Here is an 18,600-nt window from a genome sequence, read left to right as displayed (position 1 = left end):
GCCCTCGAAGTCCGTCCGCTCATTGTGGCGCAATGACGCCCGAACACCCGCGCGACGCGGGGAAGATGACCTTCATGTCGACCACACCCCCACGCACCCCCCTGCACATCGCGGCCACCCTCCTGACCGGGACCGTGGCCCTCTACATCGCGCTCGTCGCCTTCGGGAACATCACGGACTTCGGTACGAACCAGCAGTTCGTGCGGCACGTCCTCGCGATGGACACCACGTTCGAGGACGACGACCTGATGTGGCGGGCCGTCACCGGCAAGGGACTTCAGGACGCGGCCTACGTCGCGATCATCGTCTGGGAGACCGTCGCCGCGCTCGTGCTCATATACGGCACCTGGCTGTGGGCGCGGCGCGACGACGTGCGGGCCCGCCGCTTCTCCACGTACGGGCTGCTGATGCTGATGCTGCTGTTCGGCGCCGGTTTCATCGCGATCGGCGGTGAGTGGTTCGCGATGTGGCAGTCCTCGGACTGGAACGGGCTCGACGCCGCGACCCGGGTGTTCCTGCTGAGCGGTGTCGTACTGATCGTGAACCATCTGCCGGGCGGGCAGGTGAAGACCCCCGACGCCTGACCCCGGACGGGCGCCGGGTCAGTCGACGACGACCACCGGCGTCCCCGTCTCACCGAACGTCCACAGCGCCGCCCCGTCCGCCGCGCGCATCCTGACCCCGCCGGTCTTCTTGCCCGCGGCGGGCGGGGGCGAGGAGCCGTCCACGGCGTTGGAGAAGGCGATGGAGATGCCGGACTTGGCGGCGAAGTAGACGATGTTCTCGATCTGCACGCCGTCGGAGCCCTTCGTGGCCGTGGTCCGGGACGACACCGCGTAGCGTCCGGGGTCCGGGCTGACCGTGCCGGGCCAGACGGTGAAGGTCCGCCGGGCGGCGTCGCTCGCGTCGACCAGCCAGACGCGTCTGTCGCCGAGGTCGTAGACGATGCGGCGGCCGGTGCCGGAGTCGTCGGGCACCTCGGCGGCCCGGGCCGGCTTCGACGGCGCGGGGCTCGCCTCCGGGGACGCCGACGCGCTCGGCCGGGCCTTCCCCGCCGTCGGGTGGGGGCCCTTGTCGGCCTGCACGGCGAGGGCGGCGACGGCGGCTATCGCGCCCACCGTCAGACCGGTCACCCAGACCTTGGTAGCAGGCACGGGCACGCATCTCCTCGGCTACGGAAAGCTATGGACGGCCGTCGGCGGCCACGGAACGCGCCGACGGCTACGGAACGCCGGCGAGTCCACCAGCGAGGGTCGGATCATCGTACCGACCCCCGCGGGGGGCTCCCCGTCAGTCCAGGAGGGGCAGCAGCTCGGGCAGGTGCCCGTCGGAGGCGGCCGCCGCCCGCTGCCGCTCCTCGGGCACCTCGCCGTACAGGGTGGTGCGCGGCTTCGCCGGGCGCCCGGCCGCCTCGGCGACCGCCACCAGGTCCCGTACGGACTTGTAGGAGCCGTACGACGAACCCGCCATCCGCGAGATCGTCTCCTCCATCAGCGTGCCGCCCAGGTCGTTGGCTCCGGAGCGGAGCATCTCCGCCGCACCCTCGGTGCCCAGTTTGACCCAGCTCGTCTGGATGTTGGGGATATGGGGGTGCAGGAGGAGCCGGGCCATGGCCGTGACCGCGCGGTTGTCGCGGATCGTCGGGCCGGGGCGGGCGATGCCAGCGAGGTAGACCGGCGCGTTGGTGTGGATGAACGGCAGCGTGACGAACTCGGTGAAGCCGCCGGTGCGCTGCTGGATGCCGGCCAGGGTGCGCAGATGCCCGAGCCAGTGCCGGGGCTGGTCGACGTGCCCGTACATCATCGTCGAGGAGGAGCGGATGCCCAGTTCGTGGGCGGTGGTGACGACCTCGATCCAGGTCGCGGCCGGCAGCTTGCCCTTGGTGAGGACCCAGCGGACCTCGTCGTCGAGGATCTCCGCCGCCGTACCGGGGATCGAGTCCAGGCCGGCCTCCTTGGCGGCGGTCAGCCACTCGCGGACGGACAGGCCGGTGCGGGTGGCGCCGTTGACGACCTCCATCGGGGAGAAGGCGTGGACGTGCATCCCGGGGACGCGTTCCTTCACGGCCCTCGCGATGTCGAAGTACGCCGTGCCGGGCAGGTCCGGGTGGATGCCACCCTGCATGCAGACCTCCACCGCGCCCACGTCCCACGCCTGCCGGGCGCGGTCGGCGACCTGGTCCAGGGAGAGCGTGTAGGCGTCGGCGTCGGTGCGGCGCTGGGCGAACGCGCAGAAGCGGCAGCCGGTGTAGCAGACGTTCGTGAAGTTGATGTTCCGGGTGACGATGTACGTCACGTCGTCGCCGACCGCCGTTTTCCGGACGTCGTCGGCGACGCGGCACAGCGCGTCCAGGGCGGGTCCGTCCGCGTGCAGCAGGGCCAGCGCCTCGTCGTCGGTGAGCCGGGTCGGGTCGTCGGCGGCGACCCGCAGCGCCTGGCGGACGTCGGTGTCGATGCGCTCGGGGGCCATGCCGGGCGCGGCGGCCTCCCGCAGGGCGCCCCAGTCGCCGTACACCTCGTCGAAGTCGTCGCGCCGGTCGGACGTACGGCCCTCGGTGTCGATGGCCGTGTGCAGGTCGGTGCGGCCGGAGGAGACGAACGCCTCCTCGGGCTCCTGCCACGGGTGTCCCTCGACCACGGCGTCGGGCCGGGCGAGACCTGTCTCGGGGTCGGCGAGGGCGCGGACGTGCGGCAGCAGCCGGGGGTCCAGCCAGGGCTCGCCGCGCGTCACGAACTCCGGGTACACGCACAGCCGTTCGCGCAGCTCGAACCCGGCGTCCGCGGAGCGCCGGGCCAGTTCCTCGATACGCGGCCAGGGGCGCTCGGGGTTGACGTGGTCGATGGTGAGCGGGGAGACGCCGCCCCAGTCGTCGATGCCGGCCGCGATCAGCCGGGCGTACTCGTGGTCGACGAGGTTGGGCGGGGCCTGGATGTTGCCGGCCGGGCCCATGATGAGGCGGGCCACCGCGACCGCCGCGACGAGGTCGTCCAGCTCGGCGTCCGGCATGCCGCGCATCGCGGTGTCCGGCTTGGCGCGGAAGTTCTGGATGATCAGCTCCTGGACGCCGTGGTAGGCCCGGGAGATCCGGCGCAGCGCGAACAGGGACTCGGCGCGCTCCTCGTACGTCTCGCCGATGCCCAGGAGGATGCCGGAGGTGAACGGGACCGAGGAGCGGCCCGCGTCCTCCAGGACGCGCAGGCGGACGGCGGGTTCCTTGTCCGGGGAGCCGTGGTGCGGGCCGCCGGGCTCGGACCACAGGCGGGACGCGGTCGTCTCCAGCATCATGCCCATCGACGGGGCGACGGGCTTCAGGCGCTGGAAGTCGGTCCAGGTCAGGACGCCGGGGTTGAGGTGCGGGAGCAGGCCCGTCTCCTCCAGGATGCGGATGGAGATGGCGCGGACGTAGGCGATCGTGTCGTCGTAGCCGTGCGCGTCGAGCCACTCGCGGGCCTCCGGCCAGCGGTCCTCCGGCTTGTCGCCGAGGGTGATGAGGGCTTCCTTGCAGCCGAGGGCCGCGCCCTTTCGGGCGATGTCCAGCACCTCGTCCGGGGACATGAACATCCCGTGCCCGGCGCGGCGCAGCTTGCCGGGGACGGTGACGAACGTGCAGTAGTGGCACTTGTCCCGGCACAGCCGGGTGAGGGGGATGAAGACGCTCTTGGAGTAGGTGATGACCCCGGGCCGGCCGGCGGCCGCGAGGCCCGCGTCCCGGACCCGGGCGGCGGACGCGGCGAGGTCGTCGAGCGCCTCGCCGCGGGCCTGGAGCAGCACGGCCGCCTCGGCCACGTCGAGGGCGACGCCGTCCCGGGCGCGTTTGAGGGCGCGACGCATGGAGTTCTCGGTCGGGCCGGTTCCGGGGGTCGCGGGAGTCGTCATCCTTCGAGCATACGAGCGGCCTGATCAGCGGCGGCGCTCAGGCGACGAAGGCCGCGCGTCCGTACAGCCGGCGGCGGCGCTCAGGCGACGAAGGCCGCGTATCCGTCCAGGGCGCCCAGCACCTCGGCGTCGCCGCCCGGGGGCAGTTGGACGACGACCTCCTCGATGCCCAGCTCGGCGTAGTGGGCGAGCTTGCCGGGGGTGGGGAAGACGGCGTACGGCACCACCTGGAGGGCGGCCGGGTCGCGTCCGGCGTCGGCCCAGACGGTCCGCAGCCGGGGCAGGCTCTCGGACAGCCCGCGTCCCCCGATCGGCAGCCAGCCGTCGGCGTACTCGGTGATGTGGGCGAACAGTTTCGGCCCCGCGGCGCCGCCGACCAGGGTGCGCGGCCCGCCGAGCTTCGGGCCGCGCGGCTTCCGCACGGGCTTGGGGTGGGCGAAGCTGGCCCGGACGGACCCGAACTCGCCGTCGTACGCCGTGGGTTCGTCAGCCCACAGGGCCCGCATCAGGGCCATCCGGTCGCGGACGAGGTCGCGGCGCGAGGACCAGTCGACGCCGTGGTCGGCGGCCTCCTCGACGTTCCAGCCGAAGCCGAGGCCGAGCGTGAAGCGTCCGCCGGACAGGTGGTCCAGGGTGGCGATCTGCTTGGCCAGGTCGATCGGGTCGTGCTGGGCGACCAGCGTGATGCCGGTGCCCAGGCCGAGGCGCTCGGTGACGGCGGCGGCCTGGCCGAGGGCGACGAAGGGGTCGAGGGTGCGGCCGTACTCGGGCGGCAGGTCGCCTCCGGCCGGGTAGGGCGTGGTCCGCTCGACGGGGATGTGGGTGTGCTCGGGCAGGTACAGCCCGGCGAATCCCCGCTGCTCCAGCTCACGGGCCAGCCGGGTCGGGGTGATCGTCTCGTCGGTGAGGAAGATCGTGGCGGAGATGCGCATGCCTGCATCTGTACCCCCGGCACGCCACGATGTCCATACCGACTGGTCGGCACATTCGGGACGGCCGGCCGCCGTGTGTTTGTCCGCCGATCGCCTTCCCCTTCACGGGAGTTCACGGCTGAATACGAGGGTCGCAAGCACCACCCCCGCACCACCCACGCCATGGCACTCACGACGAACCGGGAGCAGCAGCATGTGCGAGGACGACCACGCGGGCCCGGGCCGGCGCGCACTGTTCGTGACGGGCGCGGCCGCCGCGCTTACGTTGGGAGGCGTGACCTTCGCGTCAGGCGCCGAGAACCCCCGGGGCACGCAGACCCGCACCGTGCGGGGCACCCTGCCGCCCGGGGCCCCCGACTATGTGTACGTGCCGGTCGACGTCCCGCCCGGCATACGGGAGATCAAGGTCTCCTACACCTACGACAAGCCGTCCGTCCCGGCCGGCACCGCGGGCAACGCCCTCGACATCGGCGTCTTCGACGAGCGCGGCACCGAGCTCGGCGGGCGCGGCTTCCGCGGCTGGTCCGGCGGGGCGCGCAGCGAGTTCTTCATCCGGACGGACGAGGCGACGCCGGGCTACATTCCCGGGCCGGTCCGCGCGGGCACCTGGCACATCGCCCTCGGGCCGTACACGGTGGCGCCGCAGGGGCTGGCGTACGAGCTCACGATCACGCTGACGCACGGCGAGCCCGGCGAGGCCGTCCGGCCCGTGTACCCGCCGGAGCGGGCCAGGGGGCGGGGGCGCGCCTGGTACCGGGGCGACTGCCATCTGCACTCCTGGCACTCCGACGGGCGCCGCAGCCCGGCCGAGATCGCCGCGCTGGCGAGGGCGGCGGGTCTGGACTTCATCAACTCCTCCGACCACAACACGCACGCCTCGCACCCGCACTGGGCCGAGGCGGCCGGGGACGACCTGCTGATCATGCTGGGCGAGGAGGTGACCACCCGCAACGGGCACGTGGTGGCCCTCGGCACCGACCCCGGCACGTTCGTCGACTGGCGCTACCGGGCGCGGGACAACCGCTTCGGGCGGTTCGCCCGGCGCATCCGCGAGGCGGGCGGCCTCGTCGTGCCCGCGCACCCGCACGCCACCTGCGTCGGCTGCAACTGGAAGTTCGGCTTCGGCGAGGCCGACGCGATCGAGGTCTGGAACGGCCCGTACACCCCGGACGACGAGGTGGCCCTGGCGGACTGGGACAGCACGCTGGTGGCGTCCACGCGCTCGGGCTCGCGCTCCTGGATCCCGGCGATGGGCAGCAGCGACGCCCACCGCGACCCCGACCCGGTCGGCGGCCCGCAGACGGTCGTCCTCGCCGACGACCTGACCCGCACGGCCGTCCAGGAGGGCATCCGCGCGGGCCGCTCGTACGTCGCCGAGTCCAAGAACGTCTCCCTCACCTTCGGCGCGTCCGGCGGCCGGGCCCGGCACGCGGGCATCGGCGAACGCCTGGAGGTGGACCCGGACACCCCGGTGACGGTCCGCCTGGAGGCGTCGGGCGCCCCCCGCTGCACGATCCGCTTCGTCACCGACCAGGGCGTCCTCTTCACGACGGACCCCCTCCCGGTCTCGGGCACCGGCACCGCCGAATGGCACACCACCCCGGCCAACGCGGCCTACGTCAGAGCGGAACTCCGCCACGAGACGGCGGCGGGCCCCTTGCCGGGCGCTCTGGCGGCGTTCACCAACCCGATTTTTCTGGGGCGTGTGTGAGCAGGTCCCGCGGCGACGGCCCGGTCCGTCAGTCCGACAGGTCCGCCAGGACCGCCATGTGGTCGGACGGCCAGGTGCCGGCGATCGGGGTGTCGCAGGCTCGGCGGACGGAGCGGACGTGGCCGAGGCCGCCCTCGCCCGGGGGGCCGACGTGGATGTAGTCGATGCGGGCGCCCGGCTCCAGCGTGGCCGCGGCGTGGGGGTTGGCGGGGTCCCAGGTGAGGGCGGGGGCGGACGGGTCGGCGTACTCCCAGGCGTCGAGGAAGACCTGGCCGGGCACGGGCGGCGCGGTGCGCAGGCCGCTGAAGAGGCGGACCTCGTCGGAGTCCGGGAAGGCGTTGAAGTCGCCCGTGACGACGGGCGGGAAGGGTGTGTCACCGCGGTGCTCGGCGACGAACCGGGCGACGGCGGTGACCTGTTCGACGCGGACCGCCGAGGCGTACGGGACGGAGGTCAGGTGGGTGGTGAAGAACGGGATGTCGTAGCCGGGGGCGGCCAGCCGGGTGTGCAGCGCGAGGCGGCCGTCGTCGAGGTCGGCGGGCACGGGCAGACGCAGGGTGTGCCGCGCGGCGACGGGCCAGCGGCTGAGGACGGCGACGCCGACGTCGGCGGACGGGTCGCCGATCCGCGCGCGCCAGCGCTCCGGGGCCGGGAAGGGCGCCCACGCCCAGTGCAGGCCGAGTTCGCCGGCCAGCCACTCGGCCTGGTTCTCGCCGTCGGCGGCCCAGACCTCCTGGAGTCCGACGACGTCGGGGCGCAGGTCGCGCAGTGCGGTGAGGATGGCCTTGCGCCGGTCCTGCCAGGGGCCGAAACGCCACCACAGGTTCCACGTCACGACCCGCATCAGCTGCCACCCGCTCTCGTCCTGGCGTGCCGGGAGCCTCGCAGGCTACGGTCCGGCGACATGTCGCCGGGCGCGGCCCGGCGTCCCCCGGGAGACAGGAGACTAGCCGTCATGTCACGCCTCGACGACGTCAGGTTCCGTGCCGCCACCGCGTTCCAGCGCCATGTGGGAAATCCGGTACTGCGCCGCATGCCCTTCCAGACGCTGCTGGAAACCACGGGCCGGGTGTCCGGCCTGCCCCGGCGGACGCCGGTGGGCGGGCGCCGGGACGGGGACGTGTTCTGGCTGGTGTCGGAGTTCGGGGAGCGGTCCCAGTACGTGCGCAACATCAAGGCGGACCCCCGGGTGCGGGTACGCGTGAAGGGCCGCTGGTACTCCGGTACGGCCCGGCTGCTGCCGGACGACGACCCGGTGGCCCGGCTGCGGCGGCTCCCGCGCTTCAACAGCTCGGCCGTACGGGCCCTCGGGACGGACCTGCTGACGGTCCGCGTGGACCTGGCGGACTGACTCAGCCGGGCCAGACGATCGACTGCACCTCGCTGTAGGCGTGCAGGGCGTACGAGCCGACGTCCCGGCCGACCCCGCTCTTCCTGAACCCTCCGAACGGGGCCTCCATGTTGCGGCCGACGGTGTTCACGCCGACCCCGCCGGCCCGCAGCCGCCGTGCCACGCGGAAGGCGCGGGCCACGTCGCCGGACCAGACGTAGTCGACGAGGCCGTAGTCGCTGTCGTTGGCGAGGGCGACCCCCTCCTCCTCGTCGTCGAAGGGGACGACCACGACGACCGGGCCGAAGATCTCCTCGCGGGCCACGCGCATGTCGTTGGCGCAGTCGGCCAGGACGGTCGGGGCCACGTAGAAGCCCCGTGCGCGGTCCGGGCGTTCGCCGCCCGCCACCACCACCGCACCCTCCTTGCGGCCCAGTTCGACGTACGACTCCACCCGATCGCGGTGCGCCCGGGAGATCACCGGGCCGACCACCGTGCCCGGCTCCCGCGGGTCGCCGACCGGCAGCCGGCGCGCGTACGCCGCCAGCCGCTCCACCAGGCGGCCGTACACGCCACGCTGGGCCAGCACCCGGGTCGGGGCCGTGCAGATCTGGCCGCTGTAGAAGGTGAACGTGGTGCCGATCCCGGCGACCGCCGAGTCCAGGTCGGCGTCGTCGAGGACGACCGCGGCGCCCTTCCCGCCCAGTTCCATGAGCTGGCGCCGCATGTCCCGCCCGCACACCTCGGCGATGCGCTGCCCGACCGCGGTGGAGCCGGTGAAGCTCACCATGTCGACGTCCGGCGACGACACGACCGCCTCGCCGACCGCCACGGAACGGGCCGAGAGGACGTTCACCACGCCGGGCGGCGCGCCCGCCTCCTCCAGCGCCTCCGCCATCCGGTAGACGGACAGGGGGTCCTGCGGCGCCGGTTTCACCACGACGGTGTTGCCCATCGCGAGCGCGGGCGCGATCTTGCCGGCCGGGTTCGCCCAGGGGTTGTTGTACGAGGTGACGCAGGCGACCACGCCGACGGGCTGCCGCACGGCGAGCGCGCCCATCACCCCGGCCCGGCCCATCGGCCCGGCCTCGGTGATCTGCGGAGGGATCGCCCACTCGGCCGGTTCGACGCGGGCGTAGCGGCGGAAGCGGGCCGCCGCGACACCCACCTGCATGCCCCGGGCCGTCGCCGTGGTCGCGCCGGTCTCGGCGCGGGCCAGCTCGGCGTACGGCACGAGACGGTCCCGGACGAGGGAGGCCGCCCGCGCGAGGACGGCGGCCCGTTCCTCCGGCGCGGTGCGCGACCACGGCCCGAAGGCGGCGCGGGCCGCGGCACAGGCCGCCCGCGCCTGCTCCGGCGTGGCCTCAGGTGCCTGTCCGACGGTCTCCTCGGTCGCCGGGTCGACGACGGCGTAGGACCCGCCGTCCGGCTCCACCCAGGAGCCGGCGACGAACAGACGCTGCCCCTCGGTCCGGCTCACCGGGTGGCCACCGTCCCGGTGTCCCGGCCCGAGCGCAGCACCCGGCCCGGCACGGCCCCGGTCACCACGTCGTCGCGGATCGCCTCGACGCCGTTGACCCACACGGCCCGTACGCCGAGCGCACGGGAGTCCAGCCGCGGGCTCTCACCCGGCAGGTCGTGCACCAGGGTGGCCGGGGCGGCGTCGACACGCTCCGGGTCGAACAGCACCAGGTCCGCGTGGAAGCCTTCCTGGATCCGTCCGCGCCCGCGCAGCCCGAAGAGCCGCGCCGGGTCGTCGGTGAGCATCTTCACGGCCTGTTCCACACCGGTGAGCCGGCGCCCGCGCAGACAGTCGCCGAGGAACCGGGTGGTGTACGGCGCCCCGCACATCCGGTCCAGGTGCGCCCCGGCGTCGGAGCCGCCGAGCAGGACGTCCTCGTGCCGCCAGGTCTCGGCGCGCAGCGCCCAGGAGGCCGGGTCGTTGTCGGTGGGCATGGGCCACAGGACCGTCCGCAGGTCGTCGTGGGCGCAGATCTCCACCAGGCACGCGAAGGGTTCCTGGCCGCGCTCGGCGGCGATGTCCCCGACGACGCGTCCGGTCAGGCCGCGGTTGGCGTCGCTGTAGGTGTCGCCGACGACGTACCGCGCGAAGTTCGTCAGCCGCCGGAAGACGCCCGCCTCCCTGGACCGGGCGTGCCGCAGCAGCTCCGCCCGCACGGCGGGGTCCCGCAGCCGGGTGATCCGCTCGGGCACCGGCAGCCCCAGCACCTCGCCCCAGCCGGGGATCAGGTTGAGGGCGCAGAAGGTGCCCAGCGACATGTTCATCGGCGTGAGGATCGGCATGGTCAGGGCGACGATCCGGCCGCCCGCCCTGCGGGCCCGTTCGCTCGCCAGCAGCTGCCGGGGGACGCGCTCGGGCACGGCCGCGTCGACGGTGAGCACGTTCCAGTTCAGGGGGCGCCCGGCGGCCGCGCTCATCTCCACGAGCAGGTCGATCTCGGCGTCGCTGAACTGGTCGAGGCACCCGGCGACGATCGCCTCGATCTGGGTGCCCTCGTGCTCGCCGACGGCCTTCGACAGCGCGAGCAGCTCGGCCGGTGCGGCGTGCCGGGAGGCGACGGGCCGGCCGTCGCCGTCGGAGTGCGTGGCGGACTGGGTGGTGGACAGGCCCCAGGCGCCGGCGTCCATGGCGTCGTGCAGCAGCCGCAGCATCGCGTCGAGCTGCTCGCCGCTCGGCCGGCCGCCGACGGCGTCCTCGCCCATCACGTACCGCCGCAGCGCGCAGTGCCCCACCATGAAGCCGGCGTTGACCGCGATGCGCCCTTCGAGCGCGTCCAGGTACTCCCCGAAGCCGTGCCAGTTCCAGGGGGCGCCCTCCTCCAGCGCGACCAGCGACATGCCCTCGACCCTGGACATCATGCGGCGCGTGTAGTCGGCGTCCCCGGGCCGGCCGGGGTTCAGCGGGGCGAGCGTGAAGCCGCAGTTCCCGCCGACGACGGTGGTCACCCCGTGGTTCAGGGACGGGGTGGCGTACGGGTCCCAGAACAGCTGGGCGTCGTAGTGGGTGTGCGGATCGACGAACCCGGGCGCCAGCACGAGCCCGGAGGCGTCCTCGCTGCCACGGGCCTCCTCGGTCACCCGGCCGACGACGGCGATCCGCCCGTCGCGGACACCGACGTCGGCGGTGAAGGCGGGCGCGCCCGTCCCGTCGACGACGGTGGCGCCCTTGATGACGTGATCGAGCATGCCGGTTCCTCCTCGACTAGGGGCGCGGGCAGTGCCGCCCAGGGGCGTGGGGAACTGCGCGACCGGCCACATCGCACCCGCGGTCGCCAACGGCCCGCACCCCCGCGGCGATCAGGCGGAATGCCGGAACCGCGTCGTCCGATGCACGGGATCCGTGTCGATCTTCGGGATCACGTGCTCCCCGATCAGCCGGATCGTCCGCAACGTCTCCTCCTTCGGCACCCCCACCGGCAGCCCGAAGCTCAGCTGGTCCGCCCCGGCCTGCTCCCACCGCTTGCACTGGGTGAGCACCTCGTCCGGGTCGCCGCAGATCAGCAGCTCCTCCTCGATGAGCAGCTCCACGAACTCGGCGGTGTACGGCGGCAGCGTCTCGGGCCACTCGGGGAAGCCCTCGGGCCGCGGGAAGGTGTCGTGGTACCGGAAGACCAGCGAGGGCAGGTAGTGCAGCCCTCCGTTCACCGCGGTCTCGACGGCCTCGGCGTGGGTCGGCGCGCAGATCGCGGTGGTCGTCACCATGACGTTGTCGTTGACGAAGTCCCCGACCGGCTCGGCGTCGACGATGGCGGTCTTGTACTGCTCCAGCACCCACTCCATGTCGGAGACCTTCTGCACGCTGAAGCCGAGCACCCCGAGCCCCTTGCGGGCGGCCATCGCGTACGAGGGCGGCGACCCGGCGGCGTACCACATGGCCGGGTGCGACCTCCCGTACGGCTTCGGCAGGACCTTGCGCGGCGGGAGCGACCAGTGCTTGCCCTGGAAGCCGGCGTACTCGTCCTGGAGCCACATCTTGGGGAACTCGGCGATGGTCTCCTCCCAGATCTCCTTGGTGAAGTTCATGTCGGTGACGCCCGGGATGAAGCCCAGGATCTCGTGCGACCCGGCCCCCCGCCCACTGCCGAACTCGAAGCGGTTTTGGGTGAGATGGTCGAGCATGGCCACCTTCTCGGCGACCTTCACGGGGTGGTTGACCTGCGCCAGCGGGTTGAAGATCCCCGACCCCAGATGGATCCGCTCCGTCGCGTGGGCGAGGTACCCGAGGAACACGTCGTTCGCGGAGAGGTGCGAGTACTCCTCCAGGAAGTGGTGTTCGGAGGCCCAGGCGTACTTGAACCCGGACCGGTCCGCCTGGATGACGTACTCGGTCTCCTCCATGAGCGCCTTGTGCTCGGCGAGCGGGTCGGTCTCGGCGCGCCTGCCGACGTATCCCTGTACGAAGAGCCCGAATTCCAAGGCGGTTCACCGTCCCCTGGTTCTATCTGACGCTCCGTCAGATCTGTGTGCGGCCGACTGTGGCACCGCCCGCGTGGACCGTCAAGAGATGACGGCACGTCAGATCACGTTCACCCCGGCCAGCCAGCCGCCGTCGATCACGAAGGGCTGCCCGGTGATGTACGAGGAGTCCTCCGACGTCAGGAACAGCGCGAGCCGCGCGACCTCCTCGGGCCGCCCGATCCGGCCCAGCGGCACGAGCTTGCGGTAGAGGCCGTCGAGCGCGCGGGCGGACGCCTCCGGCTCCGCGTCCGGTTCCAGCCGGGCCGGGTTCGCCATCGCGGTGTCCACGGCCCCCGGGCAGATCGCGTTGACCCGGATGCCCCGGGGCGCCAGCTCCAGCGCGGCGACCCGGGTGAGGCCGACGACGGCGTGCTTGCTGGCCGCGTAGGCCCCCACGGCCGCCATGCCGGTCAGGCCCGTGTACGAGGCGGTGTTCACGATCGTGCCCCCGTCCGCCAGCTCGGGTGCCACGGTCTTCGTCCCCAGGAAGCAGCCCACCTGGTTCACCCGCACGACCTGCATGAACTCCTCCAGCGGGGTGTCCACGAGGGCGTGGAAGCGCAGGATGCCGGCGTTGTTCACCAGGCCGTCGACGTGCCCGTACGCCTCCTTGGCGGCCGCCACCGCCGCCCGCCAGTCCTCCTCCTCGCCGACGTCCAGGTGCGTGTAGCGCGCCCCCAGCTCCTTCGCCAGCGCCTCCCCCCGGTCGTCCAGCACGTCGGCCACGATCACCTCGGCGCCCTCGGCCCGGAACAGCCGTGCCTCCTGCTCCCCCTGCCCGCGTGCCGCGCCGGTGACGATCACGACCCGGCCGTCCAGCCTGCCCATGGCTCCCCCTCAGTCCAGACACGGGGCGACCTCGGCCCCGAAGGCGGCGATCTGGTCCTCCAGCTCGGCCCGGCCGCGGCTGCGCAGCCGCACCTGGACCTGGTGCACACCCATCGCCCGGTAGGCCCGCAGCGACTCGGCGAGCGCACGCGGCGGCCCACTGAGCGTGCGGCGGCCCACGTCCCAGGCGGGTGTGCCGATGTACAGCGGCTCGGCGATGGCGCCCACGGTGAAGGGGCCCTCGACGCCCGCCTCCTCCCGGAGCCGGTGGATGCGGGCGATCTGCGCGGGGAGCCGGTCGCGCGGGTCGCCCTGCGGCAGCCAGCCGTCCCCCTTGAGCGCGGCCCTCCGCACGGCGGCGGGCGAGGACCCGCCCACCCACACCGGGACGTGCTCCTGGGCGGGGCGCGGGCGCTGCCCGAGACCGGCGAAGTCGTAGTGCTTGCCGTGGTGTTCGGGGAACTCCTCCGGCCCCAGCGCCGCGCGCAGGGCGTCGACCGACTCGTCGAGGACGGCACCCCGGCGCGCGAAGTCCACGCCCAGCGCGTCGAACTCCTCGCGGACATGGCCGGCGCCGACGCCGAGGACCAGCCGTCCGCCGCTGAGGTGGTCGAGCGTGGCGTACTGCTTGGCGGACAGCAGCGGGTGCCGCAGTCCGACGACGGCGACATGGCTGAGCAGCAGGGTCCGCTCGGTCGCGGCGGCGAGGAAGGCGAGCGTGGCGACGGGGTCGTACCAGATGGTGCTCATGGCGGCGGCCAGGCGGCGCGGGACGCCCACGTGGTCGCAGCTCGCGATGTACGCGAAGCCGGCGCGGTCCGCGGCGCGGGCGACGGCGACGAGGTCGTCCGGTCCGGCCGCGGCCTCCCAGGGTTCCGCGTAGAGCGTGCTCTGCGACTGGACGGGGAGCTGGATGCCGTAGCGCAGGCTCACCGGGCACCGCCGCCCGGCCACAGTCCGTCGCCGGTCAGGCCCAGCAGCTCGATGGCGTTGCCCTGGACGATCCGCTCGACCACCTCGGCGTCCAGGTGCCCCATCTGGGCCTCGCCGACCTCGCGGGACTTCGGCCAGGTGGAGTCGGAGTGCGGGTAGTCGGTCTCGTACAGGACGTTGCCGACGCCGATGGCGTCCAGGTTGCGCAGGCCGAAGGCGTCGTCGAAGAAGCAGCCGTGGACGTGCCCGGCGAACAGCTCGGACGGCGGGCGGTGCACCTTGTCGGCGACGCCGCCCCAGCCGCGGTTCTCCTCCCAGACGACGTCGGCGCGCTCCAGGATGTAGGGGATCCAGCCGATCTGGCCCTCGGCGTACATCACCCTCAGGTTCGGGAAGCGCTCGAACTTGCCGCTCATCAGCCAGTCGACCATCGAGAAGCAGCAGTTGGCGAAGGTGATGGTGGAGCCGACGGCGGGCGGGGCGTCGGCCGAGGTGGAGGGCATCCGGCTGGAGGAGCCGATGTGCATGGCGACGACCGTGCCGGTCTCGTCGCAGGCGGCGAGGAAGGGGTCCCAGTCGTCGGTGTGGATCGAGGGCAGGCCCAGGTGCGGGGGTATCTCGGAGAAGGCGACGGCCCGCACGCCCCGGGCGGCGTTGCGCCGCACCTCGGCCGCCGCGAGCTCCGCGTCCCAGAGCGGGATGAGGGTGAGCGGAATGAGCCGCCCGTGGGCGGCGGGCCCGCACCACTCCTCCACCGTCCAGTCGTTGTAGGCGCGCACGCACAGCAGGGCCAGCTCGCGGTCGGCGGCCTCGGTGAAGGTCTGCCCGCAGAAGCGCGGGAAGGTCGGGAAGCAGAGCGCGGACCGGACGTGGTTGACGTCCATGTCGGCGAGGCGGGCGGGGACGTCGTAGGAGCCCGGGCGCATCTGCTCGTAGGTGATGACCTCGAGCCTGATCTCGTCGCGGGAGTATCCGACGGCCGTGTCGAGGCGGGTGAGGGGGCGGTGCAGGTCCTCGTACACCCACCAGTCGCCGACCGGGCCCTCGTCCCCGGGGCGGCCCATGACGGGTTTGAACCGGCCGCCCAGGAAGGTCATGTCCTTCAGGGGGGCGCGCACGATGCGCGGGCCGGTGTCCCGGTGCTTCTTCGGGAGCCGGTCCTGCCAGACGGTGGGCGGCTCGACCGTGTGGTCGTCCACGGAGATGATCGGCGGGAACGTCGTCTCGGTGTCCATGCCGGTCACCGTAGCGCCGATCTGACGGACCGTCAGCTGTGCGGGAGCGGGTCCGCCGTGCGAAGGACGCGTGCGGGAGGTGTGACATCCCGCGCCCCGGACCCCCGAGACCCGCTCCGCAGCTGACGCATCGGCCGGAACAAGGCAAACTGACGGAGTTGTAAACGGTCTGAGGGAGACGGCGATGGACGGGGAACCGCGAGTGCCGGAGCAGAGGCGTCCCGGCTCCTCGGCGGATGCGGCGGCGCCGGTGACGGCCCTGCGCTTCGGCGTGCTCGGCCCGGTGCGCGCCTGGCGTGGCGAGGAGCCCCTCCCCACCGGCTCGCCGCAGCAACGCGCGTTGCTCGCGGCCCTGTTGCTGCGCGAGGGCCGTACGGCGACCGCGGCGGAGCTGATCGACGCCCTGTGGGGCGAGGAACCGCCCTCGCAGGCGCTCGCCGCGGTCCGCACCTACGCGTCGCGGCTGCGCAAGGCGCTCGACGCCGGCGTCCTGGTCAGCGAGTCCGGCGGCTACGCGATCCGGGGGCTCGGCGAGGGCGCGCTGGACCTCGCGCGGGCGCAGGAGCTGGCCGCCGACGGCGAGAAGGCGCGGGCCGCCGGGGATCTGCACCGGGCGCGGGAGCTGCTCGGCCGGGCGCTGACGCTGTGGGACGGCGAGGCGCTGGCCGGGGTGCCCGGCCCGTACGCGGAGGCGCAGCGGGTCCGGCTGGAGGAGTGGCGGCTCCAGCTCCTGGAGTCCCGGCTCGACATGGACCTGGAGCAGGGCTGCCACGCGGAGGCCGTGTCGGAGCTGACCGCGCTCACCGCGGCGCACCCGCTGCGCGAGCGGCTGCGGGAGCTGCTGATGCTCGCGCTGTACCGCAGCGGCCGGCAGGCGGAGGCCCTGGCGGTGTACGCCGACACCCGGCGGCTCCTGGCGGACGAGCTGGGCGTGGACCCGCGGCCCGGTCTGAAGGAGCTCCAGCAGCGCATCCTGCGGGCCGACCCGGCCCTCGCCGAGCCGTCGTCCCCGCCGGCCGAACCGGCGGCGGCGCCGGTGCGCCCCGCCCAGCTCCCGGCCACCGTGCCCGACTTCACCGGGCGGTCCTCCTTCGTCTCGGAGCTGAGCGACGTGCTGTCCTCGGCCGAGGGCCGGGTGATGGCGGTGTCCGCGGTGGCCGGCATCGGCGGCGTGGGCAAGACGACGCTCGCGGTGCACGTGGCCCACCAGGCGCGCGCCGCCTTCCCCGACGGGCAGCTGTACGTCGACCTCCAGGGCGCGGGGCCGCGCGCCGCCGAGCCGGAGACCGTGCTGGGCTCCTTCCTGCGGGCGCTCGGCACCGCGGACGCGGCGATCCCCGACTCGCTGGAGGAGCGGGCGGCGCTGTACCGCTCGGTGCTGGACGGACGGCGGGTCCTGGTCCTGCTGGACAACGCCCGGGACGCCGCCCAGGTACGGCCGCTGCTGCCGGGCACCGACGGGTGCGCGGCGCTGGTGACGTCCCGGGTGCGCATGGTCGACCTCGCGGGCGCCCACCTCGTGGACCTGGACGTGATGTCGCCGGAGGAGGCGCTGGCCCTCTTCACGAGGATCGTCGGCGAGGAGCGGGTGGCCGCCGAGCGGGAGGCCGCGCTCGACGTGGTCGCGGCGTGCGGGTTCCTGCCGCTGGCCATCCGGATCGCGGCGTCCCGGCTGGCGGCGCGGCGCACCTGGACGGTGTCCTCGCTCGCCGCGAAGCTCGCCGACGAACGGCGCCGGCTGGACGAGCTGCAGGCCGGGGACCTCGCGGTGAAGGCGACGTTCGAGTTGGGCTACAAGGCGCTGGAGCCCGCGCAGGCCCGCGCGTTCCGGCTGCTGGGCCTCGCGGACGGCCCCGACATCTCGCTGGCGGCGGCCGCGGCGGTGCTGGACCTTCCGGTGGAGGACACCGAGGACCTGCTGGAGCCGCTGGTCGACATGTCCCTGCTGGAGTCGGCGGCCCCGGGCCGCTACCGCTTCCACGACCTGGTCCGCCTCTACGCCCGCTCCTGCGCGGAACGCGACGAGCACCCTCCGGGGGAGCGGGAGGCGGCGCTGTCGCGGCTGCTGGACTTCTATCTGGCGACGGTCTCCGGGGTCTACCTGATCGAGCGGCCCGGAGACCGGCTGGTGGACCACCTGGAGCGCACCGCGTACCCGGGGCTGGCGTTCGACAGCCGGCGGGCCGCGCAGGACTGGCTGTACTCCGAGGCGGTGTGCCTGCTGGCCGCCGTCCGGCAGGCGGCGCGGCCGCAGACGCTGCGCCGAGCCGTGGACGTGCTGTGGGCGGCCGTCGACCTGGCGGAGTCCGGCGCCAACTCCAAGGAGTACGAGACGGTCGCGGCCCTGCTGCGGGACGTCGCCCAGCGCGCCGGCGACCGGCGTTCGGAGGGCAGGGCGCTGACCGCGCTGGCCTTCGTGCACCACATCTCGGGCAGCCGCTTCGACGTGGCGCTCCAGGAGGCGCGCCGGGCGACCGAGCTGGCCGGGCAGGCGGACGACCCGCTCACCGGCTGCTGGGCGTCCAACATCAGCGGTGTGGTCGAGCTGTACCGGAGCCGGCACGACGAGGGCGAGGCCCACTTCACCGCCACCATCGAGAACTTCCGGGCGCTCGGGGACCGTCCGGGCGAGGCGAGCGCGCTGTGCAACCTCTCGCGCATCCACCTCGCCACCGGCCGCACCGCGAGCGCGGTGGCCCTGGCCCGGCAGGGCACCGAGATGTACGACGCGATGGGGCACGCCCTCAAGGGCGCCAACGGCCGCTACGCCCTGGGCCTCGCCCTCACCCAGAGCGGGCAGCTCGCCGACGCCACCGACTGCCTGCGGCAGGCGCTGCGGGTGTTCCGGGACAGCAGGCAGCGGCTGTGGGAAGGCATGACGCTGTTCCGCCTGGCCGAGGTCGACCTCACCGCACGTCGGTACGCCCACGCGGCCCGCGACGCCGAGACGGCGCTGACGCTGTTGCGCGGCATCGGCGGCGAGTGGCGGCACGGCAACGTCCTCACCGTGCTCGGCCGGGCCCTGAACGGCATCGGGCAGAACGGCCGCGCCCAGGTCTGCTGGCGGGAGGCGCTCGCCCTCTTCGAGGCGCTCGGCGCGCCGGAGGCCCTGGAGGTGCGGGGCCTGCTGACGCCGACCGCGGCCGCCTGAGCCGCCCGACTCCGCCCGTGCGCGCGGGCGTTCATCGTTCGTTTATCGCGGCCCGGCACTGTGAGGGGTGCCGGGCCGTCGCGTCGGGGGGCAGACGGAACGGCGGGTGGCCGGGACCTTAGGGT

General features: G+C 73.7%; 14 protein-coding genes. 4 read left to right on the top strand and 10 right to left on the bottom strand.

Translation table 11 applies throughout. The features are described 5' to 3' along the window. The first annotated feature begins 74 nt into the window (after positions 1–74). On the top strand, positions 75–584 hold the full coding sequence (locus ADL34_RS22915; RefSeq protein WP_062669085.1) for a DUF2165 domain-containing protein: 510 nt from the start codon (positions 75–77) through the stop codon (positions 582–584). An 18-nt stretch (positions 585–602) separates the two neighbouring features. Here ADL34_RS22915 and ADL34_RS22910 read toward each other — a convergent pair whose 3' ends face one another. The 3 genes from ADL34_RS22910 to ADL34_RS22900 form a co-directional block, all read right to left on the bottom strand. Further along, complete coding sequence (locus tag ADL34_RS22910) at positions 603–1,154, bottom strand: L,D-transpeptidase (RefSeq protein ID WP_062669086.1); 552 nt, start codon at positions 1,152–1,154, stop codon at positions 603–605. Between the two features lie 136 nt (positions 1,155–1,290). Next, positions 1,291–3,876, bottom strand: coding sequence for a bifunctional FO biosynthesis protein CofGH (locus tag ADL34_RS22905; RefSeq protein ID WP_062668931.1), 2,586 nt, complete (start codon positions 3,874–3,876; stop codon positions 1,291–1,293). A gap of 80 nt (positions 3,877–3,956) precedes the next feature. After that, the gene (locus tag ADL34_RS22900; protein ID WP_062668932.1) at positions 3,957–4,808 is read right to left on the bottom strand and encodes an LLM class F420-dependent oxidoreductase; all 852 of its coding nucleotides are present in this window, start codon (positions 4,806–4,808) and stop codon (positions 3,957–3,959) included. A 193-nt stretch (positions 4,809–5,001) separates the two neighbouring features. Here ADL34_RS22900 and ADL34_RS22895 point away from each other — a divergent pair, with 193 nt between their 5' ends. After that, positions 5,002–6,519: a CehA/McbA family metallohydrolase gene (locus ADL34_RS22895; RefSeq protein WP_062668933.1), complete on the top strand. Its 1,518-nt coding sequence runs from the start codon at positions 5,002–5,004 to the stop codon at positions 6,517–6,519. 28 nt (positions 6,520–6,547) lie between these two features. Here the strand turns inward: ADL34_RS22895 and ADL34_RS22890 are convergent, their stop codons facing one another. Further along, positions 6,548–7,363 carry an endonuclease/exonuclease/phosphatase family protein gene (locus tag ADL34_RS22890; protein ID WP_062668934.1) on the bottom strand — a complete coding sequence of 272 codons (816 nt, stop codon included), beginning with the start codon at positions 7,361–7,363 and terminating at the stop codon, positions 6,548–6,550. Between the two features lie 111 nt (positions 7,364–7,474). On the opposite strand from ADL34_RS22890, the gene ADL34_RS22885 reads away from it, so the two are divergent. Further along, positions 7,475–7,870: a nitroreductase family deazaflavin-dependent oxidoreductase gene (locus tag ADL34_RS22885; protein WP_062668935.1), complete on the top strand. Its 396-nt coding sequence runs from the start codon at positions 7,475–7,477 to the stop codon at positions 7,868–7,870. Position 7,871: 1 nt separating this feature from the next. On the opposite strand, the gene ADL34_RS22880 is transcribed toward ADL34_RS22885, so the two are convergent. The 6 genes from ADL34_RS22880 to ADL34_RS22855 form a co-directional block, all read right to left on the bottom strand. Further along, complete coding sequence (locus tag ADL34_RS22880) at positions 7,872–9,329, bottom strand: aldehyde dehydrogenase family protein (RefSeq protein WP_062668936.1); 1,458 nt, start codon at positions 9,327–9,329, stop codon at positions 7,872–7,874. Beyond that, on the bottom strand, positions 9,326–11,056 hold the full coding sequence (locus ADL34_RS22875; protein ID WP_062668937.1) for an N-acyl-D-amino-acid deacylase family protein: 1,731 nt from the start codon (positions 11,054–11,056) through the stop codon (positions 9,326–9,328). Before ADL34_RS22875 ends, ADL34_RS22880 begins: the two co-directional genes overlap by 4 nt. 111 nt (positions 11,057–11,167) lie before the next feature. Then, positions 11,168–12,286 (bottom strand): LLM class flavin-dependent oxidoreductase, encoded by a 1,119-nt coding sequence (locus ADL34_RS22870; RefSeq protein WP_079034223.1) that lies wholly within the window; start codon positions 12,284–12,286, stop codon positions 11,168–11,170. A 99-nt stretch (positions 12,287–12,385) separates the two neighbouring features. Continuing rightward, the gene (locus ADL34_RS22865) at positions 12,386–13,156 is read right to left on the bottom strand and encodes an SDR family NAD(P)-dependent oxidoreductase (protein ID WP_062668938.1); all 771 of its coding nucleotides are present in this window, start codon (positions 13,154–13,156) and stop codon (positions 12,386–12,388) included. Positions 13,157–13,165: 9 nt separating this feature from the next. Further along, positions 13,166–14,083, bottom strand: coding sequence for a TIGR03619 family F420-dependent LLM class oxidoreductase (locus ADL34_RS22860; protein ID WP_062669088.1), 918 nt, complete (start codon positions 14,081–14,083; stop codon positions 13,166–13,168). Positions 14,084–14,085: 2 nt separating this feature from the next. Then, positions 14,086–15,324, bottom strand: coding sequence for an amidohydrolase family protein (locus ADL34_RS22855; RefSeq protein ID WP_062668939.1), 1,239 nt, complete (start codon positions 15,322–15,324; stop codon positions 14,086–14,088). Between the two features lie 184 nt (positions 15,325–15,508). On the opposite strand from ADL34_RS22855, the gene ADL34_RS22850 reads away from it, so the two are divergent. Next, positions 15,509–18,475: an AfsR/SARP family transcriptional regulator gene (locus tag ADL34_RS22850; protein WP_062668940.1), complete on the top strand. Its 2,967-nt coding sequence runs from the start codon at positions 15,509–15,511 to the stop codon at positions 18,473–18,475. The last annotated feature ends 125 nt before the right edge of the window (positions 18,476–18,600 follow it).

The organism is Streptomyces sp. NRRL WC-3605 (assembly GCF_001509795.1).
GTDB classification, from domain to species: Bacteria; Actinomycetota; Actinomycetes; order Streptomycetales; family Streptomycetaceae; genus Streptomyces; species Streptomyces viridochromogenes.
The sequence above is the reverse complement of the archived record's forward strand: the minus strand, read 5'-3'. Positions and strand labels throughout refer to the sequence as shown.